Source organism: Streptomyces sp. NPDC005878, from assembly GCF_040629815.1.
GTDB lineage: Bacteria > Actinomycetota > Actinomycetes > Streptomycetales > Streptomycetaceae > Streptomyces.
The window spans coordinates 203,993-225,432 of record NZ_JBEXWK010000004.1 but is presented as its reverse complement, the minus strand read 5'-3'; the positions used below and the strand labels follow the sequence as shown (position 1 = coordinate 225,432).

At 72.3% G+C, this 21,440-nt stretch carries 17 protein-coding genes; 14 read left to right on the top strand and 3 right to left on the bottom strand.

Annotated features, from left to right (window positions below; translation table 11 throughout):
- Positions 1-37: 37 nt before the first annotated feature.
- Genes ABZ404_RS09555 through ABZ404_RS09545 form a run of 3 tightly spaced genes read right to left on the bottom strand, consistent with a single transcriptional unit; the run spans position 38 to position 5,308 of the window.
- Complete coding sequence (locus tag ABZ404_RS09555) at positions 38-1,594, bottom strand: class I adenylate-forming enzyme family protein (RefSeq protein ID WP_358831585.1); 1,557 nt, start codon at positions 1,592-1,594, stop codon at positions 38-40.
- The gene (locus ABZ404_RS09550; protein WP_358831586.1) at positions 1,578-3,458 is read right to left on the bottom strand and encodes an ABC transporter ATP-binding protein; all 1,881 of its coding nucleotides are present in this window, start codon (positions 3,456-3,458) and stop codon (positions 1,578-1,580) included. The genes ABZ404_RS09555 and ABZ404_RS09550 overlap by 17 nt, the downstream gene beginning before the upstream one ends.
- Positions 3,458-5,308, bottom strand: coding sequence for an ABC transporter ATP-binding protein (locus tag ABZ404_RS09545; protein ID WP_358831587.1), 1,851 nt, complete (start codon positions 5,306-5,308; stop codon positions 3,458-3,460). The genes ABZ404_RS09550 and ABZ404_RS09545 overlap by 1 nt, the downstream gene beginning before the upstream one ends.
- Before the next feature lie 593 nt (positions 5,309-5,901).
- On the opposite strand from ABZ404_RS09545, the gene ABZ404_RS09540 reads away from it, so the two are divergent.
- From ABZ404_RS09540 to ABZ404_RS09475, 14 genes are all read left to right on the top strand, one after another.
- Positions 5,902-6,726: a LuxR C-terminal-related transcriptional regulator gene (locus ABZ404_RS09540; protein WP_358831588.1), complete on the top strand. Its 825-nt coding sequence runs from the start codon at positions 5,902-5,904 to the stop codon at positions 6,724-6,726.
- 310 nt (positions 6,727-7,036) lie between these two features.
- A complete protein-coding gene (locus tag ABZ404_RS09535) occupies positions 7,037-8,392 on the top strand; it encodes a condensation domain-containing protein (RefSeq protein ID WP_358990311.1) in 1,356 nt (451 codons plus the stop codon).
- Between the two features lie 132 nt (positions 8,393-8,524).
- Complete coding sequence (locus ABZ404_RS09530; protein ID WP_358831589.1) at positions 8,525-9,931, top strand: aldehyde dehydrogenase family protein; 1,407 nt, start codon at positions 8,525-8,527, stop codon at positions 9,929-9,931.
- Positions 9,928-10,476: a nucleoside 2-deoxyribosyltransferase gene (locus ABZ404_RS09525; protein WP_358831590.1), complete on the top strand. Its 549-nt coding sequence runs from the start codon at positions 9,928-9,930 to the stop codon at positions 10,474-10,476. The genes ABZ404_RS09530 and ABZ404_RS09525 overlap by 4 nt, the downstream gene beginning before the upstream one ends.
- Positions 10,473-11,432, top strand: coding sequence for a glutamate synthase-related protein (locus ABZ404_RS09520; protein WP_358831591.1), 960 nt, complete (start codon positions 10,473-10,475; stop codon positions 11,430-11,432). The genes ABZ404_RS09525 and ABZ404_RS09520 overlap by 4 nt, the downstream gene beginning before the upstream one ends.
- The gene (locus ABZ404_RS09515) at positions 11,395-12,186 is read left to right on the top strand and encodes a creatininase family protein (protein ID WP_358831592.1); all 792 of its coding nucleotides are present in this window, start codon (positions 11,395-11,397) and stop codon (positions 12,184-12,186) included. Before ABZ404_RS09520 ends, ABZ404_RS09515 begins: the two co-directional genes overlap by 38 nt.
- A gap of 23 nt (positions 12,187-12,209) precedes the next feature.
- Complete coding sequence (locus ABZ404_RS09510; RefSeq protein WP_358831593.1) at positions 12,210-13,343, top strand: hypothetical protein; 1,134 nt, start codon at positions 12,210-12,212, stop codon at positions 13,341-13,343.
- Positions 13,344-13,389: 46 nt separating this feature from the next.
- Entirely contained in the window at positions 13,390-14,703 is a 1,314-nt protein-coding gene (locus tag ABZ404_RS09505; RefSeq protein ID WP_358831594.1) for a nucleotide sugar dehydrogenase, read from the top strand.
- Positions 14,696-15,688, top strand: a complete 993-nt coding sequence (locus ABZ404_RS09500; protein WP_358831595.1) for an NAD-dependent epimerase/dehydratase family protein — start codon at positions 14,696-14,698, stop codon at positions 15,686-15,688. The genes ABZ404_RS09505 and ABZ404_RS09500 overlap by 8 nt, the downstream gene beginning before the upstream one ends.
- A 20-nt stretch (positions 15,689-15,708) precedes the next feature.
- Positions 15,709-16,749 (top strand): glycosyltransferase family 4 protein, encoded by a 1,041-nt coding sequence (locus ABZ404_RS09495; protein WP_358990308.1) that lies wholly within the window; start codon positions 15,709-15,711, stop codon positions 16,747-16,749.
- Between the two features lie 14 nt (positions 16,750-16,763).
- On the top strand, positions 16,764-17,522 hold the full coding sequence (locus ABZ404_RS09490; protein WP_358831597.1) for a nucleotidyltransferase family protein: 759 nt from the start codon (positions 16,764-16,766) through the stop codon (positions 17,520-17,522).
- A complete protein-coding gene (locus tag ABZ404_RS09485) occupies positions 17,519-18,670 on the top strand; it encodes a DegT/DnrJ/EryC1/StrS aminotransferase family protein (RefSeq protein ID WP_358831598.1) in 1,152 nt (383 codons plus the stop codon). Before ABZ404_RS09490 ends, ABZ404_RS09485 begins: the two co-directional genes overlap by 4 nt.
- A complete protein-coding gene (locus tag ABZ404_RS09480) occupies positions 18,652-20,574 on the top strand; it encodes a beta-galactosidase trimerization domain-containing protein (RefSeq protein ID WP_358831599.1) in 1,923 nt (640 codons plus the stop codon). The genes ABZ404_RS09485 and ABZ404_RS09480 overlap by 19 nt, the downstream gene beginning before the upstream one ends.
- Positions 20,571-21,434, top strand: a complete 864-nt coding sequence (locus ABZ404_RS09475) for an amidohydrolase family protein (RefSeq protein WP_358831600.1) — start codon at positions 20,571-20,573, stop codon at positions 21,432-21,434. The genes ABZ404_RS09480 and ABZ404_RS09475 overlap by 4 nt, the downstream gene beginning before the upstream one ends.
- The last annotated feature ends 6 nt before the right edge of the window (positions 21,435-21,440 follow it).

The window sequence follows — 21,440 nt, the reverse complement described above, 5'->3', positions numbered from 1 at the left end:
CGCGTACGGCCGAAACGCGTCGGCGGGTCGGGCGGGGTCAGGCGTGCTCGTCCCGGTGCGGCGCGGGGGCGGTCGCGGCCACGGCCGCGCGCCGGATCTTCCCCAGCGAGGTTTTGGGCAGGGATGCCACACAGGCGATCGTCGCGGGCACCTGGTGGGCAAGGAGCCGGTCCCGGCAGTGCGCGGTGATCGCGGCGGTGCTGAGCGGGGAGCGCGGTACGACGGCGGCCCGTACGCGTTCGCTGGCCTGCCCCTCCACGGGCTCGCCCCAGACCACGGCCTCGGCGACGCCCGGGTGGGCCAGCAGGACCGCTTCGACCTCCAAGGGATTGACCTTCTTGCCGCCGACGTTCACGAAGGAGTCCTTGCGGCCCACCAGGTGCAGCCGGCCCTCTCCGTCGAGCCGCGCCAGGTCGCCGGTGACGTACCAGCCGTCGCGGAAGGTCCGCTCGGAAGCGCCCGGGTGACCCAGATAGCGGGTGAACATCGCGGGGGTGCGCACCAGCAGCGCGCCCGTGCCGCCCGGGGGGACGGGCCGGTCCGCCTCGTCCACGAGGCGGATCCGCACCCCCCGCACCGGCTTTCCCACACCGGCGTCGGCCCTGCCGTCCGGCTGGGGGACCTGGGCGGCGATGACACCTGCCTCGGTGCTGCCGTAGACCTGCTGGACGGCCGGGCCGCAGTGCTCGGTGAAGCGGTCCGCCACCTCCGGGGGCAGGGCCGCCCCGGAGGACAGACACAGCCGTACGGTCTCGCCCGGGCGGGACGTCTCGCGCCAGGAGGCCGCGGAACGGGCCGCCAGGTCGTACGCCAGCGGGGTCCCCACCACGATGGTGCAGGCGCGCCCGTGCATGGTCCGCACCATCTCTGCGGGGGTGAACCGGCCGAGCAGGACGAGCTCGGCGCGGGCGTGCAGCGCGGTGGTGAGCGCGGCGACCATGCCGAAGGAGTGCAGCAGGGGCACGGCCGCGAGCAGGCGGTCGGCGGGGGTGACGGCGTAGGTGTGGGCGTAGACGGCGCCGCCGCTGACCAGGTCGCGCTGGGAGTGCACGGCGGCCCTCGGCTCGCCGGTGGAGCCGGAGGTGTACTGGTAGAGCGCGGGGGCGTCGGGCGGCGGCGCGGGCAGCGATGCCGGACGGGCCGTCGCGTCGGCCGGGGCGGTCAGTTCACGCACGTCGACGAGGACCCCGCCCTGCCACCGGTCCGGTGACGCGGCACCTGCGAGCGTGCGGAACCTGGCTTGGTGGCCGATGAGGTGGAGGGGCCCGAGGTCCCGGTGGACGCCGAGGAGGCCGGACTCGGTGCTGTCGGGTTCGAGCGGCGTGAGGGGGACGCCCGCGCGCAGCGCGCCCAGGAAGGCCACGGTGCCCTCCAGGGTGTTCTCGAAGAGCAGGCCCACGGTTCCCTCGCCGTCGGCCGGCAGGCGTGTGCGCAGCCGGTGGGCGGCGGTCCGGACGCGGTCGGCGAGTTCGCCGAAGGTGAGCGTCCGCGTCCCCTGGCGTACGGCGGTGGCCGCGGGGGAGAGGCGCGCGGCGCGCTCGACGAGCTCCCACGGCGTGGCGGGGGATTCCGTGGGATCAGTGGTCGACGGCATCGCTGGCCTCCGCTGTGTGCGTCCCCGCGCCGACCGGAGCCCGTTCGTCGCCGTACGGTTCGTCGGCCGGGTCGTGGTCGGGGTGCTGGTGGTGGAAGTACTGCCGGTAGAGGCGGCTGTAGGCGCCGTTTCGCCGCATGAGCGTCGCGTGGTCGCCCTGCTCGACCAGCCGCCCGCCGTCGACGACGACGATGCGGTCGGCCTTGCGGACGGTGGGGAGCCGGTGCGCCACGACGATCGTGGTGCGTCCCGCCGAGAGCGCGTCGAGCCCTTCCTGGATCTGGGCCTCGGTGAGCGGGTCGACGCTGGCGGTGGCCTCGTCGAGGATGAAGATCGGGGCGTCCTGGAGGAAGACGCGGGCCAGCGCCACGATCTGCCGCTGGCCGGTCGACAGGTTGCGCCCGCCCTCGTCGGTGGGTGTGTCCAGGCCGTCGGGCAGTTGCCGCAGCCAGGCGCCGGAGGCCACCGCGCGGGCTGCGGCCTCGATCTCCGCGCGGTCGGCGCCCGGTCGGCCCAGCGCGATGTTCTCCGCGACGGTGCCGGAGAAGAGGAAGGGTGTCTGGGTGACCACGCCGAGGCACCGCCGGTACCGCGCCAGGTCGAAGGTGCGCACGTCCTGGCCGTCGGCGAGGAGGCTGCCCTCCTGGAAGTCGTACGAGCGGGTCAGCAGACGCACCAGGCTGGACTTGCCCGCCCCCGTGTGACCGACCAGCGCGACGGTCTCCCCGGCCGCCACGCTCAGGTTGACGCCGTGCAGCACAGGGTGCTCGGGCGTGTAGCGGAAGCTGACGCCGCGCAGTTCGAGCGCGCCGCGCAGACGGGGCGGGGGCAGGTGGGCGCTCTGGTGGACGGCCGGTTCCCGGTCGATCAGCGCGAAGATCCGCTCTCCGGCCGAGAGGCCCTGCTGGAGCTGCTGCCAGAAGGAGGCGATGGCGGCGACCGGTGACCAGAAGAGGGCCAGGGCCTCCAGGAAGAGGACCCATTCACCGGCCGAGAGGTCGCCGGAGGCGACGTTGTGGCCGCCGACCAGCACGACCGCCGCGGTGCCGAGGCCCGTCAGGGAGATGAGCAGCGGGAAGATGCCGCTGAAGAGGCGGTTGAGGCGCACACTCGCCCGGTACCAGCGGTCGTTGACCGTCCGCAGCCCCGCTTCGGCCGCAGCCTCGCCGCGGTGGTTGCGGGCCACGGTGATCCCGCGCAAGGTCTCCTGGACGAAGCCGCTGACCTCGGCGAGAGCCTGCTGCTGGCGGGTGGAGGCGGTGCGCGCGCGTGTCCTGAAGGCGAGGCTGACCGCGACGATCAGGGCGGCGACCACGGTGGTGAGCAGGGCCAGCGGCACATTGATCACGAACAGGGCCGTCAGGATCAGCAGGACCACCAGGACCTGGCCGATGAGGGAGAGGACCAGGGAGAGCAGCGCCCCGAACGTCTGGGTGTCGTTGGTGACACGGCTGACCACCAGGCCGGTGGGGTGGGTGTCGTAGAACGCGAGGTCCTGGCGCATGGCCGCGGCGAAGACGTCCTCCCGCAGTTTCAGCACCGCGTCGCCGACCAGCGTGCCGGTGAGGCGCTGCTGGAGGACGGTGAACAGCCAGGCGGCCGCGCCGGCCAGGAGCACGGCCGCGGCCAGCAGCGCCATCGCGGAGCGGGTGTCGTCGTCGAGGGCCGAGTCGACGGTACGGGCCAGCAGGACCGGTACGGCGCTGCCCGCGGCCGCGGCCACCACCACGGCCGCGGTGACGAAGGCCACCGCGCCGCCGCGGCCCCGGAAGTAGGGGGTGATGCGGCGCAGCAGCTGTCGGTCGCCGTAGTGGCGGTCGTAGGTGTCCTCGGCACCCGCCTCGATGCCTTCCAGGAGTGCCATCAGCCGGTTCCTTCCTCTGCTCCGGCCGGGACCGGGGCGGTGGTGGTTCCCTTCGCGTCGTGGGCCGTGTACGGCGCGAAGATGGTGCGGTACAGCGCGCAGGTGCGCAGCAGGTGTTCGTGGGTGCCCTGGCCGACGACCCGGCCGGCGTCGAGGACGACGATGTGGTCGGCGGCGCGGATGCGGGAGAGCCGGGGGGTGACGAGGAAGGTGGTGCGGCCCGTGGCGGCGCGCCGCATCGCGAGCTGCAGTTCGTGCTCGGTCACGCTGTCGACGGCGCTGGTCGCGTCGTCCACGGCGAGGATGCGCGGATCGGTCACCAACGCGCGCGCGATGGCCAGGCGTTGGCGCTGGCCGCCGGAGAGGGTGATGCCGCGCTCGCCCAGCACCGTGTCGTAACCGTGCTCGCTCGCCATGACGAAGTCGTGTGCCTGGGCGGTGCGGGCCGCCTCCTCCAGCTTCGCCCGGCCGGTGCCGGGCGCCGCGCCGAAGGCGAGGTTCTCGGCGATGGTGCGGGAGAACAGGACCACGTCCTGCTCGACCACCGCGACCTGGCCGCGCAGCGCCTGCGGGTCCCAGGCGGTGGTGGGCACACCGTCGACCAGGACCTGTCCCTCGTTGGGCACATAGGTGCGGTTGAGCAGGTGCAGGAGCGTGGACTTGCCGCTGCCGGTGGCGCCGACGACCGCGACGGTGGTGCCGGGGGCGGCGCGGAAGGAGATGTCGTGCAGCACGGGCTTGCCGTCGCCGTAGGCGAAGGTGACGTGGTCGAAGACGACTTCGCCGCTGATGACCGCCGTGTGCCGGCCGCCCTCCTCGTCCTCTCCCGCCCGGTCGTTGATGATCTCCAGGATGCGCTGTGCTCCGGAGAAGCCGAAGAAGATGAGCCCGATGCTGAAGGAGGCGAGCTGGGTCGGGGCCCGCAGACTGCTCATCAGGCCCAGGACCGCGACCAGTTGGCCGACGCTGAGTGAGCCGTCGCGCAGCAGGAGGACGGCGTGCAGCAGGGTGCCGGCGGTGGCCACGGCCAGCAGCAGCGGGGGGAACGACAGGGCCTGGACGTGTGCCTGGCGCACGGCCGCGTCCCGGTAGGCGGCGGCGGCCGTGCGGAACCGGTCCTGCTCGCGTGCGGCTCCGTCGGTCGCCTCGACCGCCTCGATCCCGGTGATGCTCTCGGCGGCCTGCGCGGACATCGCGCCGAACTCCTCGCGGGCGAGGTCGGAGACAGGTTCCAGCCGGCGCCCGTGGTCCATGAGGGCGACGACGAACAGGACGACGAAGATGCCGGGGAAGAGCAGGAGCCGCCAGTCGACGGCCGCGATGAAGACCAGCGGGATGAGGGTGTTGAGCGCCATGTCCAGCGTCATGTCGAATCCCGGCGACACCATGAGCCCGAGGGCCTCGGCGTCGCCGGTGGCGCGGGTGGACAGGTCGCCGGTGCGGTGCCGGTTGAAGAAGCCCTGCTTCTTGCGGAGCATGCTGGCGAACACCCCCGCCCGCGCGTCGCGTTCCAGGCCGCTGGCGAAGGCCTCCAGGGCGTAGGTGGAGGCGATGCCGCAGACGCCCCGCACGAGGACCAGCCCGAGCAGCACGGCGCACACGACGTGCAGGGCCCCGAGGTCCGGGTCCTGGCCGTTCGTCTTCAGTACGGCGTCGAAGGCCAGCCCGATGACAAGGGGGAGGGCCGCGGTGAGGGTCTGCCAGAGCAGGCTTCCGGCCAGATGGACGGCGATGTGCCGACGGAAGTGACGCATGTGCAGGCGGAGCCAGGGGCCCACGCCCATCTCGGGTCCGGTGGCCGGCGCCGGTGCGGACGCGGGGCGGGTCTGCTCGGCGGTCTCGGTCGTCATCGGTCTCTCCCGTGCGGTGTCACGGAGCCGGCGGGGTGGGCGGTCAACGGTTCGGTGCTCCCTTTGTTCCTGGGGTTGTTCCCCGGGCCGGTCCCCGCGCTGTTCCTCGGCGCGCGAATTGCCCAGCGGAATGTGACGCCACGACGCGCGCCGGCCCGGCGGTTTCCGGGCGGGCTTCCGGTTTTTTTTCCGGCTCCTCCGGAGTGCCTTTCGGGCAGGCGGGAGCCGGGCGGGTAACAGGTGCGTCAGGAGGGGAAGTTAGCTGTTTTTTCGGAAAAACGAAACCGGCGGCCGGGTGGGCGCGTGGCCGGGAAAGTTCGAAATCCCGACCGTGGCGGTCATGTGTGGCGGTCATGTCCACGCCATGTCCCGGATGCTGTGTTTTGTTCGGTTTATTAACTTTGTTGGTCTGTAAAATCGGATGATGGCTCATAGCTGGGGCAATTGGCCGGATGGTACTGGTTCCCCCGAGTCCCTGTTGTTATAGTCAAGGCAAATTCGCGACAGGAGTCGACGGAAGCGAATTAGTCCGGACGCATACGGTCACCGTGTCCGGGGAATGCCCACTTACAGCCTTGATCCGGAGGAGTACGGTGAGCGATTTAGCATGCAAACCCCCCACCCCGTCGCGACAGCTGGTCGTCGCGACTCTTGTCCACGACCGCGTGGCGCGCCAGGAGTTGCAGGCCGCCCTGTCCGGGGCCGCCCTCGTGCGCGAGGCCCGGCACTGCGCCGACCGGCGCGAGGCACGCCAGGTGCTCGGCTCCGGCCGGGTCGACGTGTTCGTCGTCGCCAAGACCGACTACGACGCCCATGCCGACCTGCTTGACGAATTCCGCTCCCCTCTGCCGAGCACGCTGGTGCTGTTGAGCCACGCCGATCCGGACGAGGCGATGCTGACCGGACCACCGGCGCCCGACGGGTTCCTGATGCAAAGAGGTCTGAGCGCGGCGGCCGTGGACAACACCCTGCGCCGCATGGCCGCGGGGGAAGTGCCCATGCCCGCCCCGCTCGCCCGCGCCCTGATGGACCGCGCCGGCGCCACCCGTCCTCCGCACGGACGGCGTGACATCGCTGTCACCGCCCGTGAGACGGAGGCGTTGCTCCTGCTCGCCGAGGGACTGAGCAACAAACAGATGGCCCGGCGCCTGGACATCACCAGCCACGGCGTCAAACGGCTCGTGGCCAGTCTGCTGCTCAAACTGGGCGCGCCGAACCGGACCGCCGCCGTCGTTCTGGCCATCCACGCCGGCCTGATCCGTACGGTCCGGCCGGGCCAGACCACCACGGACCGCCGCGTCGTACGGGTCCAGCTCGCCGGGGGCGGAGCCGATGTCCGCCTCCCGGTCCCCGCCGGGCGCCTCGCCGCTGAGGAGGCGGACCCCGGAGCACGCCTCCTGGACGACCGGCACCGCTGACCACGGGCACCACTGACGACGCGTACTGCTGACAGACGGGTACCGCTGACAACCGCCACTGCTGACGAAAGGCACCGGCGCGGGCCGCGCCGACGGCGGCGGACACACCGCCCTGGCCCGGCGCCCTGCCCGTCCGGCCATGCCCGAATGGGCAGGTCTTCCTCCCGGGATTCCCCGGCTAGCGTGAAAGCGCGAAAGCCCTGGGGCGTCGACCGGAGGAAATCCTGCCGTGGAAAAATTCGAGACACGTGAAGTCCCCTTTTACGGCCGCCGTGCAGTGGAGGCACCGGCGACCTGTGCGCAGCGGCACATGTGGGACCTGATCCGCCGTGAAATGCCCGACGCCTCCTTCTACGATTTCTGTCAAGAGGTCTTTCTTCCCGGTGAAGGAACCGTGGAAGACGCTCTCGCCGTGTGCGGAGAACTCGTCACCCGACACGAGTCCCTGCGCACGGCTTTTTTCCGTGGCGCGGACGGAAGCCTCGTCCAGCGGGTCGAACGGTCGGGTTCCTTTGAGGCGCAGATATGCGCCACCGGGCCGGGCCGGAGCGCGCAATTCGTCCACGACGCCTGGCGACGGCGGATGCGGGACCGGACGTTCGACCTGCGGAACGGGCCGCCGCTGCGGGTGCTGATCGTCGTCACCGACCACGTGCCCGTGCTGGCGGCCTTCTGCGTCTCGCACCTCGCCGCGGACCTCATGTCCATGCGTACCCTCGCCGAGGAAGCCCTGACCCTGCTGGCCGCGCGGACCGCCCGCACCGCGGCCCCGCCGCCCGCCGACACACGCCAGCCGGTCGAACAGGCCGCCTTCGAGCGCTCCCCGCAGGGCCGTGCCCTGCTGGCCCGCGCCCACACGCACTGGCGGCAGCACCTGGCGAGCGCCCCCCTGACGATGTTCCCCGGCCGCCCCGCCCCGCGAGGGCCCGGCCGCCCGGACCGCTACAGCGCGGCCATGGACTCCTCGGCCGCCTTCCTGGCCGTCCGCGCCCTGGCCGGGCAGTGGCGGGTGAGCACCTCCGCGGTGCTCCTCACGGCGGTCGCGCTCCTGCTCGGCGCCCGCTCCGGACAACCGGTCTGCGCCCTGCGGCTGCTGGCCGCCAACCGTACGCACCCCGCCCTCCAGCACACCGTGGCCAACCTCCACCAGGAGGTCCTCACCACCCTCGACCTGCGCGCGGACGACGTGCGGACCGTCGCCCGGCGCGCCTTCGCCGCCGGCACCCTCGCGTACGCCAACGGCCTGTTCGACCCCGACGCGGCGAACGAGCTGATTGGGGCCGAAGGGCGTGGCAGGGGCGAGCCGCTCCATCTGTCCTGCTGCTTCAACGACATCCGCACCGACCACGATCTGCGGACCCTGGGTGAGACGGCGTCCGCGCCGGACATACGCGCCGCCCTGGCCCGTACCGTCGTCGCCCCCTCCGACTTCGAGGAGGCCGAGACCTTCTTCCTGGTCGTCGTCGACACCGATCCCGGATGGCTGAGATTCGTGCTGTGTGCCGAGACGGACGTCCTGCCGCCCGAGGAGGTGCACGCCTTCCTGCGGCGGCTCGAACGGCTCCTCGTGGACTGCGCCGAGCAGCCCGAACGCCCCTGGCCCCCGCTCGATCGGGAGCAGCGGCCGGCCGCCGTACGGCCACCGCGGACGGCCGCCAGGGGGTGACCGGATCTTGGCCGTAGCCGAACGGGCATGCCCCAAAGCGGAGGATGCCTCAGGCACTTGCGCATGGTGAGACTGGGACCTGTCCGATCAGGGTGCGCGCCACCGCGGCACCGGGTGACGGGGGAGTCGACTGTGTTCACGGAAGTACGGGCAAGCGAGACCGCCATGGGCGTGGAGAACCCCGCGCACGGCACGGTCTTCGCCCACGCCCCCCGCTGCACGGCCGCCGAACTCGACGCGGTCGTCGCCGACGTGGCCCGGGCGTTTCCCGGATGGGCGGCGCTGCCGCTGGAGAGCCGCCGCCGGCACCTGCTCGCCTGCCGGGACGCGCTGCGGGACGCCGAGGACGCCATGGCGGACCTGCTGACCCGGGAACAGGGCAAACCGCTGCGGCACGCACACGCCGAAGTCCGCCTCGCCGCCGACTGGTTCGCCCACACCGCTGAGCTCACCCTGGGCCCGGACCGCATCGTGGACGAACCCGCGGCCCGGGTCACCCTGGAGCGGGTGCCGCACGGCGTCGTCGCGGCGATCGCGCCGTCCAACTACCCCGTCCTGCTGGCCGTGTGCAAGATCGCCCCGGCGCTCCTCGCGGGCAACACGGTCGTCCTCAAACCCTCGCCCGCCACACCGCTCTCCAGTCTGCTCATGGGCGAGGCGCTGGGCCGGGTCCTGCCGCCCGACGTCCTGCGGGTGATCAGCGGCGACGCCGCGCTGGGAGCCCGGCTTACCGCACACCCCGCGGTCCGGCTGATCTCCTTCACCGGCTCGATCACCGCCGGCCGCGCCATCGCCCGCTCCGCCGCCGCCGACTTCAAACGGACCGTCCTCGAACTCGGCGGCAACGACCCGGCCGTCGTGCTGCCCGGTACGGACGTACAGGCCCTGGCACACGCCCTGTTCGAGCGGGCGATGGTCAACAGCGGGCAGTTCTGCGCCGCGGTCAAACGCGTCTACGTTCCGCGCGAGCAGCACGCCCCGCTCACCGCGGCGCTGGCCGCGCTGGCCGAGGCCGCAGTCGTCGGTGACGGCCTCGACGCCGCGACCGAACTCGGACCGTTGGTCAGCGGAGACCAACTCGGGCACGTGGCCGGGCTGGTGGACGACGCGGTGCGCCGCGGCGCGCGGCTCGTCACCGGCGGCCGCGCCCTGGAACGGGCCGGCCACTTCTATCCACCCACCGTCGTCACGGACCTGCCCGAGGGAACGCGCCTCGAAGAGGAGGAGCAGTTCGGTCCGGTGATCCCCGTGATCCCCTACGACGACCTCGACGCCGTGACGGCCCGTGTCAACGCGTCACCCTACGGCCTGGGCTGTTCCCTGTGGGGCGACCCGGAGCGGGGCGCCGCGGTGGCACGGCGGCTGCACTGCGGAACGGTGTGGATCAACACCCACGGCGACCTCCGGCACGACGTGCCGTTCGGCGGCCACCGCCACTCGGGCACGGGCGTCGAGTACGGACCGTGGGGCCTCTTGGAATACACCCAGATCACCATCCACCACCTCGCGCTCCGCGGGAAAGATGAGGGGAAGGCATGAGCGATACCGTTTCCGGCGGCGACCCCGGCACCGGCCTGGTCGATCTGTCGGGGCTGCGTGTGTTCGTCGGCGGCCCCATCCAGTACGCGCTGGGGCACAACAGCTTCCACCGGCCGTTGCGCGAGACGCTCCAGACCATCGTCACCGCGGTGGCGGAGGCCGGGGCCACCGTCTTCTCCGCCCATGTCGTGGAGAAGTTCGGCCTGGAGACACCGCTCTACTCACCGGAGGACGTCAGCGCACGGGACCTGGAGTGGATGCGCCGCTGCGACGTGTTCGTCCCCGTCCTGCCGACGGACGCCGACGGCGGTCTGATGCGCACCGACGGCACCCACATCGAACTGGGCTGGGCCTCGGCGCTGGGCCGCCCCATCGTCATGGTGACCGCCCTGCCGGTCCCGGCCGCGGCCAGTCATCTGCTGCGCGGGCTGCCGTCCGTGGCCGACGTCGGCCACGTCGACCTGGCCGAGCTGCGCCGCGGCGGCCCCGGCGAACTGCTGCTGCGGCTGGGCAAGGTCGGCCGCGACGCGGTGGTCACGCCGTGACGACCGTCGAGCACACCGCGTCGGCCACCGAGGTCCTCGGGCTACGGCTCCTGAGCCCCCTCGTCGTCGGCTCCGGCCTGCTCACCGACCAGGAGCGCAACATCCGCCGGCTGCTGTCCGGCGGCGCCGGCGCCGTGGTCACCAAGACCATTCACCCAGGACCGCTGCCCGGCGGCGACGAGCGCCTGCTCCACCTGCCCACCGGGATGATCAACAGCACCACGTACTCACGGCGCGGCCTCGACGCCTGGTGCGCCATGCTCGGCCGGTTCGCCGAGGACGACCTGCCGGTCATCGCCTCCCTGCACGCCGACTCACCCGCCGCGCTGGCGGACCTGGCCGCCCGGGTCGCCGACACCGGCTGCCGCGCCCTGGAACTCGGCATCTCGTGTCTGAACGAGGACGGCGGACTGACCGACAGCGCCCAGCGGGTCGCCGACTACACCGGCGCGGTGCGCCGGGCCACCGCACTGCCCTTCAGCGTGAAACTGGCGGTGGGGGAGCAGGTCGGCGAGCGCGTCGCCGCCGCGGTGGAGGCGGGCGCCGACGCGATCACCCTCAGCGACACCATCGCCGGGCTCGCGGTCTCCGCCGACACCGGCGAAGTACTCCTGGGCCGCCCCTTCGGCTACTCGGGGCCCGGGATCAAACCGCTGGTACTCGCCGCGATCTACGAGCTGCGGCGCGGCGGCCTCTCCGTTCCGGTGATGGGCAGCGGCGGGGTGCGCAGCGGCACCGACGTGGCGGAGTACCTCACCGTCGGCGCCGACGCCGTACAGGTCTACACGGCGCTGCACACACGGATGCACCAGACCCTGGCGGAGATCCGCCGGGGTTTCGACACCTGGCTCGGCGCACGCGGCGGAACCCTCGCCGACGTGGTGGGGCGGGCACTTGACGGCGGAAGAGGTGAGGCGCGTGCGGCAGCGGACCACGAACGTCACGGCGTACGGTGATCTGACCAGCCCCGAAGCGCCCGACGCGCTCAGCGGCGCCACCCTGGTGTGGCCGGTGGGCGGCCTGGAGCAGCACGGCCCCCATCTGCCGCTGTCCGTGGACTACGACATCCCCGACGCGCTCGCCCGGCAACTGGTGGCGGACGTCGACGGGGTGCTCTTCCCGGGGCAGCCGCTGTCCGCCAGATCGCTGCCGCACAGCGGTGGGGGACTGCGCTTCCCCGGCACCGTCCACATCGACGGGGGAACGTTCATCGACTACGTCGCCCAGTGCCTGCGGGGACTGGCCCGGCTCGCCCCGGCCCGTCTGGTGGTGGTCAACGGGCACTACGAGAACGAGGCCCTGCTGTTCGAGGCGATCGACGGACTCGACCCGGCGCGCACCTTTCCCGCCACCGAGATCGTCGCCTTCAGCTGGTGGAGCCTGGTGGAGGAGGAGTGGCTGCGCAAGCGGCTCCCCGAGTTCCCGGGCTGGCACGCCGAACACGCCGGGGTGACCGAGACCAGTCTCATGATGTACCTGCGTCCCGAGGTGGTGCGCCCGGTACGCGTGGACCACCCCACCCCGCCCGCCGCCGGGGTGTACCGCCACCCCGTCGACGCGGACCGCATGTCCACCCAAGGGGTGCTCACCACGACCTCGGGCGCCAGCGGCGCACTGGGGGAGGAGCTGTTCTGGCACGTGATGGACGGTGTGGCGCGGACCCTCGCGGACGGCCCGTCCCCGCGCACCGAGCGGCGCGCAAGCGAGTGACGAATTCCAGCGGAAGGGGATCCATGCGCCTGCCGACGACCGAACGCGACGCCTTCGAAGCCCGCCTGCAAAGCCTCTTCGGCGACAAACTCCGGCCCGTGGAGGAGTGTTTCGAGGCCATCCAGAACTTCAAGGACGGATCCTTCGCGGTGGGGCAGCTCGGGCTCATGCTCTACACCAACGGATACAACCTGCGGGGCACCAGCACCCGCCATCCCAACGGGATGGTCTTCCACGACGGGCAGAACCTCTTCGGCGTCGGCTACTTCAGCAAGGAGCACGACGAGCGCAAGCACCTGCACATCGTCGCGCCCAAGGGGGAGGACCGCATCACCGCGGTCAAGTCGTTCATCTCCGCGACGCGCGAGGCGGGCCTGGCCCGGACCTCCGTATACGTCCGTCACCTCTCGCCGCGCGACCACGCGCTGTTCCTCGCGGCCGGCTTCGACCCGGTGACCAGCGACCCGTGGCACCCCGAGGCCCCGGAGGAGGACGAGACGTACCCCAACCGGGTCTACCGCCTGGAGGAGCTGCTGGCGGCGGACGACGAGGGCGGCCTGGTGGTGAAGAACCTGGAGGGAGAGGGCAACCGGCGGCACAGGAACAAGAACCGGCTCGCCTACCGGCGCTTCGAGAACTTCCTCGCCCGCAACGACCACCTGGAACTCCGCATACGCCCCTACGGATACGGCCCCGACGAGGCGAAGATGGCCAGGTCCGTCGTCGAGGGCTACTTCGAGGCCCGCCGCGCGCAGGGCGAGGTCGTCGGTTCCACCCCCGAGGACTACACCGCGATCGTCACCCAGCGGCCGGGCGGCCGCAACGAAAAGGACTACTTCGCCTACCTCGGCGTCCTGGCGCACAGTGGCGGCGAGGAGGTGCCGGTGATGTTCTTCGCGGGCGAGCGCACCGCCCCGGACCGGGCGTCGCTGTACTGCACGATGTCGATGCGCTTCGCGGACCGGCTGAGCGGGCTGTTCAAGGACGCCACCGGATTCACCGCCATACCGCAGTACATCTGGCTGACCGTGTTCAAGAAGCTGATGGACCACGGCATCCGCGAGGTCGACGCGGGCGGATCCGAGGTCAAGGGCCTCGACGACCAGAAACGGCAGTTGGGCGGACGGCCCGAAAAGACCTACTGGGTCGTGGGCTGACCGCCTCGACCCGGACCTTCCCAAGTCGCGCCCAGGGGGTACGTACATGCAATCGCGCACCGATCACGAGGACTTCACCCCGTTCGACGTCTGCGTCGTGGGGATGGGATACGTCGGCGTCACCCTCGCCGCCGCCCTCCTGTCCACCGGCAAGCGGGTGCTCGGCTACGAGAGCGACCCGGCGGTCGCGGGCACCCTGGCACAAGGGCGCCTCCAACTGGCGGAGCCCGGCGTCGCCGAGCTGATCGCACGCGGAGCCGGTGACGGCACGCTCGCGGTCACGGCCGACATCAGCGGGCACCGGCTGCCACCCGTCGTCGTCATCTGCGTCGGCACACCCATCACGCCCGGGGGCACGACGCCCGAACTCGGCCACCTGTCGGCCGCCGCCGAGGCCGTCGCGGCGGGGGCGGACGAGAACACCCTGGTGATCGTGCGCAGTACCGTTCCCGTCGGCACCACCCGCGAACTGGTCCTGCCGGCCCTGGCCCGCCGCATACCCGAGCCGCTGCTCGCCTTCTGCCCCGAACGCACCATCCAGGGCCAGGCGCTGACGGAGCTGCTGTCCCTGCCGCAGATCGTCGGCGGCCTGGACGAGGAGGCGACCAAGCTGGCGGCGGGGTTCTTCACCACCATCAGCGGGCGCGTCGTCCCCGTCTCCTCACTCGAAGCCGCCGAACTGGTCAAACTCGTCAACAACTGCCACACCGACCTCATCTACGGCTTCGGCAACGAGATCGCCCTCATGGCGGAGAAGCTCGGCCTGGACGCCATGGAGGTCATCAACTCCGCCAACGCGGACTACCCCCGCCCCGATCTGAGCAAGCCGGGCTTCGTCGGCGGCAGCTGCCTCACCAAGGACCCCTACCTGCTGAACCACTCCCTGGCCCGCCACGGCCACACCCCGCGGATGGTCATGGCGGCCCGCACCCTCAACGAGTCCCTGCCCCAACAGGTCGGCGAGCGCGTGCTCGACGCGCTGCGCCGGGCGGGCCAGGACCCGCGGGAGTCCACCGTCCTGGTCTCCGGGTTCGCCTACAAGGGCCGGCCCGAGACGGACGACATGCGCGGCGCCCCCTCCGTGCCGCTCCTGGAGTTCCTGCGCGACAAGGTCGCCCGGGTGGTCGGGCACGACTTCGTGGTACCGCCCGAACGCATCGAGGCCCTGGGGGTGCCCTCCGTCACCCTCACCGACGGTTTCACCGGCGCCCACGCCGCCATCCTGCTCAACGACCACGCCCGGTACGGCGCGCTGCCCGCCGACGAGCTCATCGCCCGGATGAGCCCGCCCGCGCTGGTGTACGACGCCTGGCGGGTGCTCCCGCCGACGACGAAGACAATGAGGCTCGGCAGTGCCTGAGAAGATCCTGATCACCGGGGGAGCGGGGTTCATCGGGCTGCACCTGGCCGCGGAACTCGCCTCCCACCACGACGTCACCCTCCTCGACGACTTCAGCAGGGGCCGGCGCGACACGCTGCTCGACTCCCTGCTCGACCGCGTCACCCTCGTCGAGCACGACCTGACCACCCCCATCCCCGACACCCTCCTGCCCGACGACTTCGACACCGTCCACCACCTGGCGGCCGTCGTCGGTGTCGTCCACTCCAACGAGGAACCCCAGCGGGTGCTCAGGACCAACCTCCTGTCCACCGTGCACGTCCTCGACTGGTTCACCGGGCGGCCCGGGACATCCGGCGCCACCTTCTGCTTCGCCTCCTCCAGCGAGGCGTACGCGGGAAGCGTCGCCGCCGGGCTCGCCGCGCTGCCCACCGGCGAGGACGTCCCCCTGCTGGTCCCCGACCCCGAGGTGCCCCGCTCCTCGTACGGCTTCAGCAAGATCGCCGGAGAGCTGCTGTGCCGCACCTACGCCGGTGTCCACGGCTTCGCCCTGCGCATGGTGCGCTTCCACAACGTGTACGGGCCGCGCATGGGCTACGACCACGTCATCCCCCAGTTCATCGAACGCGTCCTCGCCGGCGCCGACCCCTTCGCCGTCTACGGCGGCGACCAGACGCGGGCCTTCTGCCACGTCGACGACGCGGTCGCCGCGCTCGTCGCGCTGGCCGGTCTGCCCACGAAGGAGACCCTGCTCGTCAACATCGGCAACGACAGCGAGGAGGTCCGCATGGACGACCTCGCCCGGATGGTCTTCGAGACGGCCGGGCGCACCCCCCGCATCGCCGCCCACCCCGCGCCGCCCCTGTCCCCGCAGCGCCGCCTGCCCGACCTGACCCGGCTGCGCGAACTCACCGGCTACCGCCCCGCGGTCGACCTGCGCGAGGGTCTGCGCCGCACCTACGCCTGGTACGCGCACGACCTCGCCACCCGTGGGGCCGGGCAGTGAAGGGCCTACGGGTGCGCTACGTGCACCAGGGATACTTCCCCGCCCGCGCGGGCGGCGAGCTGATGACCCGCTCCCTCGCCGTGGCCATGAGCCGCCGGGGGCTGAGCGTGGGTCTGTACGGCGGCGAGGGCGACCCCGAGGACGCGCGGCTCATGACGGCCGCGGGAATCGGCGTCGAGCCGCTGCCGGCCGGGGACGGCCGGGCGCGCGCGGCGGACCTGGTGCACGCCGTCGACGCTTTCCAGCCCGAGAACATCCGCGCCGGTCTGCGCCTCGCCCGGGCCTGGGGCGTCCCCTTCGCCGTGACACCGGCCTCGGCCCCGGACGTGTGGCCCGACCGGGCGGCCGTGGTGGAGGGCTGCCGCCGGGCGGACGCCGTGTTCGTCCTGACCGACGCCGAACGCGAGATGCTGCGCGCCGACGGCGTGGCCGACTCCGTCCTGCACCGCATCGGGCAGGGGGCGCACCTGCCGGGCACCGCCGACCCGGAGGGCTTCCGTGCCGCGCACGGCATCACCGGGCCGCTGGTGCTCTTCCTCGGCCGCAAGATGCGCTCCAAGGGGTACACGGTGCTGCTGGAGGCGGCACGGCACGTGTGGGCACGCCACCCCGAGGCGCACTTCGCCTTCCTCGGCCCGCGCTGGGACGAGGACTGCGCGCAGCGGTTCGCCGCCCACGCCGATCCCCGTATCACCGAACTGGACCGGGTGGACGAGGACACCAAACGCAGCGCCCTCATGGCGAGCGACCTGGTCTGCCTTCCCTCGACGGTCGACGTCTTCCCGCTGGTGTTCGTGGAGGCGTGGATGTGCGGAAAGCCGGTGATCGGCTCCGCGTTCATGGGCAGCGCGGAAGTGATCGCCGACGGCCGGGACGGGCTGATCGTCCCCGCCGCCGCCCGGCCGGTGGCGGACGCGGTGAGCCGCCTGCTCGCCGACCCGGCCGAACGGGAGCGGATGGGGCGCGCGGGCCACGCCAGGGCCCGCCGCGAACTCACCTGGGACGCCGTCGCCGCACAGGTGCACCGCGTCTACACCGAACTGGTCCCGGCCCGGAGTTGAGCGGAGGAAGTCCCGTGAAAGCAGTGATACTGGCCGGCGGCGAGGGGCGGCGCCTGCGGCCCGCCACCTTCACCGTCCCCAAACCCCTCATCGAGGTCGACGGCACCCCGATCCTGCACATCATCCTCCGACAGCTCCAGAGCGCCGGCTTCACCCAGGTCACGCTCTCCCTCGGCTACCGCGCCCAACTGATCGAGGCCAGCTTCGACGGGCCCGGCTGGGCGGGTCTGGACCTGCGGTTCTCCCTGGAGCACGAGCCACTGGGGACCGCCGGACCGCTGGGCCTGCTCCCTCCCCTGGAGGACTCCACGCTGGTGATGAACGCGGACCTGCTCACCGACATCGACTTCGCCGACCTGTGGAGGCGGCACAAGAAGTCCGAGGCGGCCGCGACGATCGCCCTGGTACCGCGCCATGTCGACCTCGCCCACGGCGTGGTGGAGGTCGACGGCGAGAACCGGGTGGCCCGCTTCCGGGAGAAGCCGCGCATGAGCTTCCTGGCCAGCACCGGCATCTACGTCCTGGAACCCTCGGTCCCGCGCCTGCTGCCCCCGCGTACCCGCTACGACATGCCCGCGCTGCTCACCGACGCCGCCGACCGGGGCGCCCGCGTCGAGGGCCATGTCTTCGACGCCGCCTGGCACGACATCGGCACCCCCGCACAGCTCGCCGCCGCCGACGCCGCCCTGCGCGCCGACCGGGCGCGCTATCTCGGCGCCCTGTCACAGCGCGGCCCCGGTGCGGACTCCACGCAGGAGGCGGTGCGCGGATGACCGACTGGAAGATCCCCCTGTACGCCCCGAGCACCGGCGAGGCCGAGGCCCGCGCCGTCGCCGAGGTCCTGCGCGCCAACTGGCTGTCCGTGGGCCGGGTGACCCAGGACTTCGAGGAGCGCTACGCGGCCGCACTGGAGGTCGAGGACGCGGTCGCCGTCAGCAGCGGCACCGCGGCGCTGCACCTGGCCGTCCTCGCGCTGGGGATCGGCCCCGGCGACGAGGTGGTCCTGCCGTCGCTGAGCTTCGTCTCGGCCGCCGCCGTGGTCGCCCTGTGTGGGGCCACCCCGGTGTTCGCCGAGGTGAAGGGCGCCCATGACCTGGGCGTGGACCCGGCGGACGTGGCCGCCCGGATCACCCCCCGCACCCGGGCCGTGGTGGCCGTGCACTACGGCGGCCACGCGGCGGACCTGCCGGCCCTGACCGCGCTGGCCCGGCGGCACGGTCTGGCCCTCATCGAGGACGCCGCGCACGCCCCGGCCACCAAGAGCGCGTACGGCGTCCTCGGCACGGTCGGTGACATCGGCTGCTACAGCTTCTTCGCGACCAAGAACCTCTCCATGGGGGAGGGTGGCGCCGTCGTCGCCCGCGACCCCGAGGTGCTCGCCCGCGTCAGACGGCTGCGTTCGCACGCGCTGACCGTGGGGGCCGAGCAGCGCCACCGCGGCGGCCCCTCGGGTTACGACGTGGACGGATTCGGCCTCAACTACCGGCCCACCGAGATCGCCTGCGCACTCGGACGCGTCCAGCTGGGGGCGCTGGCGGAGCGCCGCGTGGTGCGCCAGGAAGCGGTGCGGACCTATCGTGAGCTGCTGTCCGGGCTGCCCGGTCTGGAAGTGCCCTACGCGGACCGGCCGGTGGAGGAGGGCGCACACCACCTGTTCCCGGTCGTGCTGCCCGACGGCCTCGACCGGGAGGACCTTCAGACGGGGCTGCGGGCGGCCGGGGTCCAGAGCGGTGTCCACTATCCGCCCACCCACCTGTTCACCGCCTACCGCGAGCGCTACGGCACCCGCCCCGGCAGCCTCCCGGTCACCGAGAGCGTCGCCGCCCGCCAACTGTCGCTGCCCCTGCACGGCGCCATCGAGCTCCAGGACGTCCGTCGGGTGGCCGAGGCGGTGAGCCGGACATGGGCGCCGGAGCGGTGAGCCCGGACGGCGGCACCCGCCTCGTCGAAGGGGTGCTGCACCGCGACGGGCACCCCCTGTTCTGCCTGGGCGTCAACTACTTCCCCTCGCGGGCGGGCTGCGACTTCTGGCGGGACTGGGACCCCGACGTCCTCGACGCCGACTTCGCGCGCATGGCCGCGCTCGGCTTCAACACCGTGCGGATCTTCGTCTTCTGGGCCGACTTCGAACCCGCCGAGGGCGTCTACGACCCGAGGATGACCGAACGGCTGCGCGAACTCGCCGATCTCGCGCACCGGCACAAGCTGCTGTGCCTGCCCTCCCTGCTGACCATCTGGATGAACGGACAGCTCTTCGACCCGCCGTGGCGAGGCGGCCGGGACCTGTGGCGCGATCCGGCGATGGCCGAGCGGCAGCGCGCCTTCGTCGCCCACATCGCGGGCGCGCTGCGCCACGCCCCCAACATCCTCGCCTACGACATCGGCGACGAGATCCCGCACGTCGACCCGGCCGCGTCCGGCTCACTGGACGCGCACGAGGTACGGGCGTGGTGGGCCGGTCTCGCCGACGCGATCCGGGCGGCCGATCCGGGGGCCCTGGTCCTCCAGGCCAACGAGGGCTCGGCGGTCTTCGGCGACCACGCCTTCCGGCCCGAGCACGCCCGGCCGCTGGACCTGGTGGCCCTGCATGGCTTCCCGCTGTGGACCCCCTTCCACATCGAGTCGGCCGCCGCCGCCAAGGCCACCGCCTATCTGCCCTACCTGGTGCGGCGCGGGCGGGTCCACGCCCCGGTGCTCGTCGACGAGATGGGCAGTTACGGGTGCGACGAGGCCACCGCCGCCCGCTATCTGCGTGCCGCGGCCCACAGCGCCTTCGCCGCCGGGGCCGTCGGCATCGTGGTGTGGTGCTGGCAGGACTTCACCTCCGAGAGCAAGCCGTACGCGCTGCGCCCCGGCGAACGCTTCGTGGGACTGCTGGACATGGACGGCCGCGAGAAGCCCGCCATGGACGCCTTCCGCGGCTTCGCGCGCCGGGTGAGCGGGGAACTCGCCGGGTTCCGTCCCGTAACGGCCCCGGTGGGGGTGTTCCTGCCGGAGCGGGCCCCGGACCACGACGGCGGATACCTGGCGGCGGAGGCGGACACCGAGGCCGCCGCCTTCTACACGCACTGCCTGCTCCAACAGGCCCACCTGCCCTACGAGTTCATCGGGACCGAGGACCTGGAGCGGTACGCGATGGTGATCTGCCCCTCGGTCCAACCGCTGCCGCTGGCCGCGCAACGACGGCTGGGCGAGTACACGGTCGCGGGCGGGGTCCTGCTGTACTCCACCGGCGATGTGCTGGGCCCGGCGGGGCTTGAGGAGCTCTTCGGCGTGCACATCCGGGACTTCACCCTCGACCCGGCCGAACAGGACCGCTTCACCTGGGCCGACACCCCCTTCCCGGTGCACTGGCCCGCCGGGCGGATCCCGGTGGTCGACAGCACGATCGCCGAGACCCTCGCCCGCTACCCCAACGGCACGCCCGCCCTCACCCGGCAGCAGCGGGGCAGCGGTGTCGCCTACTTCCTCAACGCCCCGCTGGAAGCGCTCCTCAACGCCCCCTACCGGCTGGAGGAGACACCCTGGCACCGGCTGTACGCGGCGATCGCGGAGAAGGAGGGGATACGGCTGGAGGTGTTCGCCGACGAGCCGCTGGTGGAGACCACCGTCCTGGCACGCGGCGACGAACGCTGCGCCGTGGTCGTCAACCACTCCACCGCACCCGTGACGACGACCGTGTACGGCACGTCCCCTTCCGGTGACCCTCGGGCGGTACGCCACCTGAGCCTGGAGCCCAAGGGTGTCGCGCTCGTTCGCCGGCCGGGCGAGCCGCCCCTGCACGCCGGTGCCGACTCCGGCGCCGGAGAGGACGGACAGCCGTGATCATCGACGCCCACGTCCACGCCGGCGAGTACTACCGCCACTTCACCGCCCGGTTCGCCGACCAGATGATGGCCACCACCGGACTGCCTCCCGAGGCGCTGTCCGCCCCGGAGGACAAGCTCCTCGCCGAGATGGACGCCGCCGGGGTCGACCACGCCTTCCTGCTTGCCTTCGACGTACGGCGCGTCGAGGGGTTCTCGGTGCCGAACACCTTCGTCGCCGAGCTGTGCGCCCGTCACCCGCAGCGGTTCACCGGCTTCGCCTCCGTCGACGCCGGCCGGCCCGGCGCCGCCGAGGAACTGCGGCACGCCGTGACCGAACTGGGCCTGCGCGGACTGAAGACCGCCCCCTGTTACCTGCGGATGTCCCCGGCGGACCCCCGCTGGTTCGACGTGTACGAGGTGGCCCAGGAGCTGGACATCCCGGTCCTCGTCCACACCGGCTACACCCCCGCGAAGAACGCCGACCCCCGCTTCTTCTCCCCCCTGCTGCTGGAACCCGTCGCACGGCGGTTCCCCCGGCTGCGCCTGATCCTGGCGCACCTGGGCACCCCGTGGACGACCCCCTGCATCGACCTGCTGGCCCGGCACCCCCACCTCTACGCGGACCTGTCGATCTTCGGCTCCTACCAGTCGCCCCCCACCGTGGCCGCCGCGCTCGCCCACGCCCGCGCACGGGGAGTCCTGGACCGCCTGCTCTGGGGTACCGACTTCCCCTTCGCCACCATGTCCGCCGCCGTGGCCCGCATGGCCCGGCTCACCACCGACGCCACGCCGTGGCCGTCGGACAGCGCCCCGCTGACACCAGACGAACACCGGGCGGTCATGGGCGGCACCGCCGCACGACTGACCCAGAAATGAGGAGAC

Coding starts and splice junctions, on each gene's coding strand:
- ABZ404_RS09550 (WP_358831586.1), bottom strand. CDS start 3,458: ATGGCACTCCTGGAAGGCATCGAGGCGGGTGCCGAGGACACCTACGAC.
- ABZ404_RS09535 (WP_358990311.1), top strand. CDS start 7,037: ATGTGGGACCTGATCCGCCGTGAAATGCCCGACGCCTCCTTCTACGAT.
- ABZ404_RS09510 (WP_358831593.1), top strand. CDS start 12,210: ATGCGCCTGCCGACGACCGAACGCGACGCCTTCGAAGCCCGCCTGCAA.
- ABZ404_RS09505 (WP_358831594.1), top strand. CDS start 13,390: ATGCAATCGCGCACCGATCACGAGGACTTCACCCCGTTCGACGTCTGC.
- ABZ404_RS09485 (WP_358831598.1), top strand. CDS start 17,519: ATGACCGACTGGAAGATCCCCCTGTACGCCCCGAGCACCGGCGAGGCC.
- ABZ404_RS09525 (WP_358831590.1), top strand. CDS start 9,928: ATGAGCGATACCGTTTCCGGCGGCGACCCCGGCACCGGCCTGGTCGAT.
- ABZ404_RS09480 (WP_358831599.1), top strand. CDS start 18,652: ATGGGCGCCGGAGCGGTGAGCCCGGACGGCGGCACCCGCCTCGTCGAA.
- ABZ404_RS09545 (WP_358831587.1), bottom strand. CDS start 5,308: ATGACGACCGAGACCGCCGAGCAGACCCGCCCCGCGTCCGCACCGGCG.
- ABZ404_RS09555 (WP_358831585.1), bottom strand. CDS start 1,594: ATGCCGTCGACCACTGATCCCACGGAATCCCCCGCCACGCCGTGGGAG.